Origin of the sequence: Geminicoccus flavidas, assembly GCF_009806515.1 — a bacterium.
GTDB classification, from domain to species: domain Bacteria; phylum Pseudomonadota; class Alphaproteobacteria; order Geminicoccales; family Geminicoccaceae; genus Geminicoccus; species Geminicoccus flavidus.
In genome coordinates this window covers 1-7,002 of the sequence record NZ_WUJP01001084.1, presented here as the reverse complement: position 1 = coordinate 7,002, position 7,002 = coordinate 1, and the positions used below count along the sequence as shown (strand labels likewise).

6 protein-coding genes are annotated in these 7,002 nt (G+C 62.1%); all 6 read left to right on the top strand.

What is annotated here, in order from left to right:
* Window positions 1-735 precede the first annotated feature (735 nt).
* Complete coding sequence (locus tag EQG76_RS30830; protein WP_159719042.1) at window positions 736-1,401, top strand: AAA family ATPase; 666 nt, start codon at window positions 736-738, stop codon at window positions 1,399-1,401.
* 181 nt (window positions 1,402-1,582) lie between these two features.
* Window positions 1,583-1,741 carry a ribbon-helix-helix domain-containing protein gene (locus EQG76_RS32665; protein WP_235031652.1) on the top strand — a complete coding sequence of 53 codons (159 nt, stop codon included), beginning with the start codon at window positions 1,583-1,585 and terminating at the stop codon, window positions 1,739-1,741.
* A gap of 135 nt (window positions 1,742-1,876) precedes the next feature.
* A complete protein-coding gene (locus EQG76_RS30820) occupies window positions 1,877-2,767 on the top strand; it encodes a replication initiator protein A (protein WP_200841274.1) in 891 nt (296 codons plus the stop codon).
* Window positions 2,768-3,663: 896 nt separating this feature from the next.
* Window positions 3,664-4,170 (top strand): substrate-binding domain-containing protein, encoded by a 507-nt coding sequence (locus tag EQG76_RS30815; protein WP_159719040.1) that lies wholly within the window; start codon window positions 3,664-3,666, stop codon window positions 4,168-4,170.
* A 564-nt stretch (window positions 4,171-4,734) separates the two neighbouring features.
* Window positions 4,735-5,805, top strand: coding sequence for an FUSC family protein (locus tag EQG76_RS30810; protein ID WP_159719039.1), 1,071 nt, complete (start codon window positions 4,735-4,737; stop codon window positions 5,803-5,805).
* A gap of 3 nt (window positions 5,806-5,808) precedes the next feature.
* The gene (locus tag EQG76_RS30805; RefSeq protein WP_200841273.1) at window positions 5,809-6,888 is read left to right on the top strand and encodes an alpha/beta hydrolase family protein; all 1,080 of its coding nucleotides are present in this window, start codon (window positions 5,809-5,811) and stop codon (window positions 6,886-6,888) included.
* Window positions 6,889-7,002 lie beyond the last annotated feature (114 nt).

The following is a 7,002-nucleotide window of genomic DNA, read 5'->3' as shown; positions in this document are numbered from 1 at the left end:
CGCCGCCTGAAGGAAGAGGAGCAGCTGGGTGCCGCCGCGATCGCCCGCAGGCTCGGCATCGGCCGGGCCAGCGTCTATCGGGTGCGGAACTCGCAGAAATCTTTGGACACACCATGTCGACAGGTCAATTAGTCGGCTTGTCGACTGGTCTGCGTGCCGATAGCTGACTGAAATGGTGCATTGCCGCCTTGCTGCCATGACGACGCGTTGCCGGCTCTAGATGTGGCCGTGGCAGCAGCCCCACATTCCCTTGCGAGGATGTCCAGCGCTTCCAGAAGGCGCCTCCCCCGACTGCTGGGCCGTCGGAACGCCGACATGTCGGCCAGTACATATGTCGGCATGTCGGCATTTTGCCGACGCGGCGCCTGCCTCGTGTTCCACCTCTGAGATCATGATCTACGTGTCGACTAGACGACCGATCGGCATGGCATCATGCAGACATGGCGGTGTGTCGACACGAATGCTGGTCGATGACGGTCTGTCCTGTGGCAGATGCCGTGTACAGGCTAGCTGCCCGCTTTCACCAGGCGCCTCCTCCGTCTGTCTGCTGAGCCGTAGGAATGTCGGCATGTTGACTGGTCGGCACGTCAGCGTGCCGGCCTTTTGCCAGCACGCTTGACTCGTGTCCTGCCTTTGAGGTCGTGCTCGGCGTGCCGACCCGACGACCGGTCGGCATGCGACCAAGCAGACGCGCCGACGTGTCGACACAGCTGCTTGTCGATGACGACCTGACCTATGGCAGATGCCGTGCACACGTTAGCTCTTGTCGCTCAGAAGGGCGGCACCGGAAAGACAACCCTGGCTGTCTCGCTTGCGGTGGCTGCCGCCGCCGCTGGGCGCAACGCCTTGATTGTCGACCTCGATCCCCAAGCGTCGGCCTGCAAGTGGAGCGACCGGCGTGAGGCCGACAATCCAGCGGTACTCGACGCGCAGCCCGCGCGCTTGGCCAACACGCTCGTCAAGGCTCGCGAGCAGGGGTTCGACCTGGCCATCGTTGATACTCCGGCACGCATCGAGCAGGCGGCGGCGGAAGCCTCGCGCCATGCAGACTTGGTGATTATCCCGGTGAAGCCGTCGATCTACGACATCGAGACCCTGCAGGCGACACTCGACCTAGTGCAGGGCAGAGCTACCCATCCGCCACTGGTGGTGCTCAACGCTGTTCCGGCGCAGGGCGGGCGAGGGGAGCAGGCCGCGAGGCTTGTCCAGGAGCTGGGCCTTCAAGTCTGCCCGCAGACGCTTGGCAGCCGAGTGGCGTTCGAGTACGCGGCCCAGCTCGGCCTGAGCGCGGCGGAGTACGACCCGGCGGGCAGGGCAGGGATCGAGATTCAGCAACTCTACGAAGCGATCATGCGCCAGCTCGACACGCCGCCGCATCGGCGTGTCGGCAAGAAGATCTAGCGACATGGCGACACTACGGCGTGTCGACACATCGGAGACCGATATGGCTACCAAGCGTCCTAACCTCGCGGAGATAGCGCAAATCTCTGGCAGCACCCGGCGGCTCCGCGAGGTAACCACGCAGCCTGCCCCGGCACCAGCACCCTCGCCACCTGCCAACCGCACGCCGGCACGGATCGGCATGAAGCAGGTAGCCGGACACTTCCCGGCCGAAGTGGCCTGGCAGCTGCGCGAGCTTGCGGTCGCCGAGCGCACCACCGTCCAGGATCTTTTAGGTGAGGCGCTGAATGACCTGTTCCAGAAGTACGGGCGCCCCGAGCTGCTGCCGCGCCGTCGGTGACTCCAGAGATCTCCGTTGAAGGGCCGCATGCTACGGCAGGGGCAGGCTGTACAGTGAGGATGCCTCATGGCGAGAAAGCCGGACAGGGACGAGGAGCTGGATCCTGAGAAGATCAGCCAGCTCCTGAAGAATCCTTTGGAGCTGTTTGTTCCGGTCATTTCTGACCTGCCGCTTCGCGACCAGCGCGACACGATGGAGCGGCCGTTCTTCTCGCTAAGCAAGAAGAAGCGCCGCGCACCGATCGACTACAAAAGCGAGGACGGCTCACTTTGGATTCACGTCATGGCCCACCCCGAGTTCGGGATGGCGACGATCTGGGATGCCGATATCCTGATCTGGGCTGCCTCGGTGATCATGGAACGCCACAACAGCAAGCTCAATGACAGCTCTCGGCGATTGGAGTTCTCACCGCATGAGCTGCTGCGCGCGATCCGCCGCCCGATCGGAGGAGAGCACTATCAGCGGCTTCGGGAGGCCCTGGCCCGGCTGCAGGCTACCGTGATCCGCACGAACATCCGGGCGAAAAGCAGCCGCAAGGACCGACAATTCTCCTGGATCGACAGCTTCGAGGACCTGGTCGATGAGAAATCTGGGGAGAGCCGCGGCATGGCTCTGGAGCTGTCCGACTGGTTCTATGAGGGCGTCATCGAGAAGGGCGGCGTGCTCGCGATCGGCCCAGAATATTTCGACATCACGGGCGGCCGGGAGCGGTGGCTGTACCGGGTCGCCCGCAAGCATGCCGGCGGGCATGAAGGGGAGGGGTTCGCCATCTCGCTCCCGACCCTGTTCGAGAAGTCCGGGGCCGAGGGCGCCTACCGACGCTTCAAGTTCGAGCTCAGGAAGATCACCGAGGCCAACGAACTGCCCGAATTTCACCTGGCCTGGGAAGAGCGGGAGCGGGGTGAGCCGTTGTTGCGGATGACCCGACGCTCGATGCTGACGGTCAACCATCCAGGCTATGAGGCTCCCAAGCGGCGTATAGCGTCACGCAGATCAGCGCGTTCCAACAGCCAGGTCCAGCCCTAGACTGCACGTCGCCCACGAGCAGGCGAGGGTGTTCCCAATCGGCCAAGCTCCGGTTCCAACGGAGCGTTCCTAATAGGCCAAGTCCAAAGGGGAGTCCGTGCGCCATCCTCTTGTGCTTGCTGGGATTCCTGCCAATGGCTTGGCCTATCAGGAACGCTCCCAGGGGCCAGGTCCGTGGTGCTGCCAGCCGTGATTGGCCTCGGCCTTGGCCTATTAGGAACAGCCCGGTTGAATTGAGCTGGCATTTCAAGAATGTCAGATCGATCACCTGTGGATAACACGCCGCCCGCTTGGCCTATCAGGAACACTCAAGCTTGGCCTATCAGGAACGCCGACTTGGCCTATCAGGAACAAGAATCAGCCAATTCAGGCGCTACATCAAGTACTTATCAAACCCTTAACTTTTTAACTCATACTCTACTACGTAGAGTATGGATTCTTTAACGCTGCGTCGGTGTGGACAAGTCTAGGCAGGAACCGGGGCTGCCCATGGCCGAGCCGAACACGCGGCGGGTTGATGGGTGGCCCTGCGGTAGGCGCTGGGCGAGCGGAGTGCTCCCTGGTTCGACCGGAGCCTGGCTTCAGCCGGAGGACCTAGGGCAGCCCTAGGCATGGGCCTGTGTCCGGCACGTTCTCGAAGGTCGAGCTGATCAGCGGAGTTGCCCGCCGGCACCGCTTCACGACCGAGCAGAAGCTCAGCCATCTCGGCGGAGGCGATGCAGCCTGGCATGTCGATCGGCTAGGTGGCCTGCCAAGCTGTCAGCTTTGCTGGCATCACTCCGTGAGATCGAAAGGTCAGCTCGCCGCGTGTCCCGTTTCGGCCGTTATCGACGCAAGCACAGCTGGCTGATAAGCCTGCCAAAGCCAAAGGATAGGCTCCGACCAGGGAGGCAAGAATGACGAAGCTGCGCGTCGCCTACGCAGCGGGGGTGATGCTAAGTGTCTTAGCCATGTCTTCCAGCCATGCCTCGGCCTTCGATCAGGGCGACCTGATCAAGCCGATCGATAAGCCGCTGACCTTCGTGTTCGTGCCGAAGGTCGTGCATCCCTGGTACGACGTCGTCAAGGCAAGTGCCGACAAGGCCGTCACCGAACTGAAAAGTGAGAGCATTCAGGCCGAGGTGATCCGGGATTCGCCGCCGCAGGCCGATGCCTCTGACCACAACCGACGGATCGAGACCAATATCAGCCGGCACCCGAACGGCCTCGCAGTGTCCTGTCTCGATCCGGCAAGCAACATGCAGCTCCTGAACGAAGCAAAGGATGCCGGCATCAACCTCGTCAACTTCGACACGTTCTGCGCCGACGAGTTCGATTTCATCGGTGGCCTTCCATTTTGCCTGAATAGAGAGCCGCGTCAGCGGAGGATGCTCCAGCCGACTCGCGATCGGTTCATATCATAATCCTCATGCCGACTTCGGGCCGGCGCAAGGCGTCAACGTTCTGGCTGCGGTGACGGCCGCAACCCGTACGTTCAGGGCCTGGGCGGAGCCAGGGGCAGGGGATCTCGATCACCCACACGGACTTTCCTAACAATGACTTCCGGCGTTGTTCAGGATGTTGGCTATAAACAACGCGAGCTGTCTGAAGATTGGCTCAGGTATCTCCATCTCGGCGATCGGCCGCTCGTTTTACGGGCAGCTCCTGTCGTCGGGCAGCGTGACACTCGGTTGGCATTCCTGGGCCGTCCACTGGCCGAGTTCGGCTACCGGCCACCCTGCAGGCCATTTACGCTGCACTCCAACGGCTGGCCGATGAGAACCAGCTAAGTCCCGCAGAAGCACACCGGATGGTCATCCCGATGGTCGTCGCCGAACTGGCAAACGATCTGGCTGACTAACCTCATCCTAGGCTTCAATCGAGGCGAGGATCTCCCGGTGCCACTTCTGTAGGAACAAAGATATGACAGTAGATGATTGAGAATTGCTATATTCAATACGCTAGCTGATGTCCGGTGAATAATTCAGATGTGTGGTTTCGTCTCTTCAATCATGATTAGGGTGGTAGATTGGCTGGACCGTATTGATCCTGGTATGCACCGGCGCATCAAGGGGCTGCGCCTGGTGACGGCCTACGGGATTGCCGCCATGCTGGGGAGCCTGAGCGACATCACGCAAGGGCTTGCCGACAGCGGATCGCTCAGTTTACTGGCTGGAAGCTTCGCCTTGTGGGCCAGTGTCTCGGAAGGGCGAACCACACGGGCCGCATCCAGTTGTGACCTGCTGCTCTTATGCGCCGCCGCCGCATGTGGTGCAGCGAGCTTCATCGTCTTGGCCCCGTTCCTGGCCGATGCCGGCCAACCAGCGCCCGAACTTGTGCTGGTGTCCGGTGCTTTCCTAGTCGGCTACCTCCGACGCTTTGGCGTGCTTGGCACTGGCATCGGCTCGCAGATCTATATCGGTCAGTTGATGGCTTATGGCGCGGGACTGGCCTGGGCCGATCTTCAGGTCGTGGCGGTGGCTTGGCTGATCGCCGCGCTAGCCTCGATCGTCCCGAGGGTGCTGAGCGGTCCGGCCGAGCGTCCTGCGGCCGCGGCCCTTGTACCGCCTGGACACGTGGCAGGGGGACTGCAGCCGGAGCTTGCGATGGGCCTGCAGGCCGGGGTGGCGGCCCTTGTAATCGTGGCTCTGAATGCCGTCCTGGGCCTCGAGCAGTCAGCCTGGGCGATCACGGCCTGCACCTACGTGATCGCCAACTCGGCAGCTGGCACGATCGACCGGGTCCGCCGGCGCATCATCGGCACGGCCATCGGCGTACCGCTCGGCCTTGCCTGCCTTCCGCTTGCTGTCCACGCCCCGCTCCTGATCTGGCTGGCAGCCGCCCTGGCGATGATCATCTACGCCATGGCCTTGCCGGAGCGCTACGACATCGCCTGCGGTGCCTTTGCCTTCACGCTGATTGTAACCCTTGCCGCTGGCGGTGAGCACTCCATCGCGCTGCTGGCGGCGCGCGCCTGGGAAACACTGCTCGGAGGAGCACTTGGCTTGACAACCGCCATGCTCATCTTTCCGCTTCGTCCATCGGCACCAGATCTTTGAGCTATGGCTGAACTGTCTCGTTGGCATTCGACATGTGCGGCAACTACGCTTGGCTTGAGCGGAAGCCATCCTGGAAATATGATGTCTCATCAGACAAAGCCGGCGCCACTTCAGGTCAAAGCGATCGGCAGCTTCTACGTCGGCGGCGAGATCCGCACGCTGACTGGTCTGCCGATACGGCATCGGGTGAGTACACCAGGTGGCCCCACCTATCCGGTAGATCCGAATGGTGAGGTCGCAGTCGGCCAGATGTATGTCCATTACGTGTGCCTAGCCGCTCCACGTACGCCGATCCCGCTGCTCATGTGGCACGGCGGCGGCATGACCGGCGCCAATTGGGAGACGACCCCAGATGGCCGGCCAGGGTGGCAGTGGTTCTTTCTCCGTGCCGGCATAAACGTGTTCATCTCCGATGCGGTGGAGCGTGGCCGCTCGGGCTTTGCTCCCTATCCGGACGTCTATGCCGAAGCACCCTACTTCCGGACGGCCAAGGAAGCCTGGGAGAAAACCTTCCGCTTCGGTCCGGCCGGCTCCTACCATCGAGCCTCGACGCAGCGCCGGGCCCATCCCGACTGCCGCTTCCCGCTGGTGAGCTTCGATACCTTCATGAAGCAGAGCGTCCCGCGCTGGGACTGCAACGATGCGCTGACTCAGGCGGCCTATGATGCGCTGGTGACCACGGTAGGCGACTGCTTTCTTCTGATCCACAGCCAGGGCGGGAACTTTGGCACGCATGCCGCTCTGGCTGCACCGGACAAGGTCAAGGCCGTGATCGCCATCGAGCCATCAGGCGCGCCGGATCCAGCTAAGCATGATCCTTCACTACTAAAGGATGTCCCGCACCTCTTCGTCTGGGGCGATCATCTGGAAGGAAACGACTTCTGGGAGAAGTATCAGCCAGGTGCACGGCGCTGGTATGAAGCGCTCATAGCAGCAGGTGCACCCGCCACATGGATCGAGCTGCCGGAACAGGGCATCCGGGGCAACAGCCATGCCCTCATGATGGACGACAACAGCAGCCAGATCGCCGGCATGATCATGGATTGGCTGCTCAGGACGGTGCCTGGAGCGTTCTCATCCTGATGTAGGTAGCGGACGCGCCCCGGGGATCTCAGCCTCTGTCTGGGACTAGGTTTTGTCGCCAAAGCTGCGCAGCCAGACCATGAGTGAGGCAATCTGGACGAAGGCGAGGTAGTG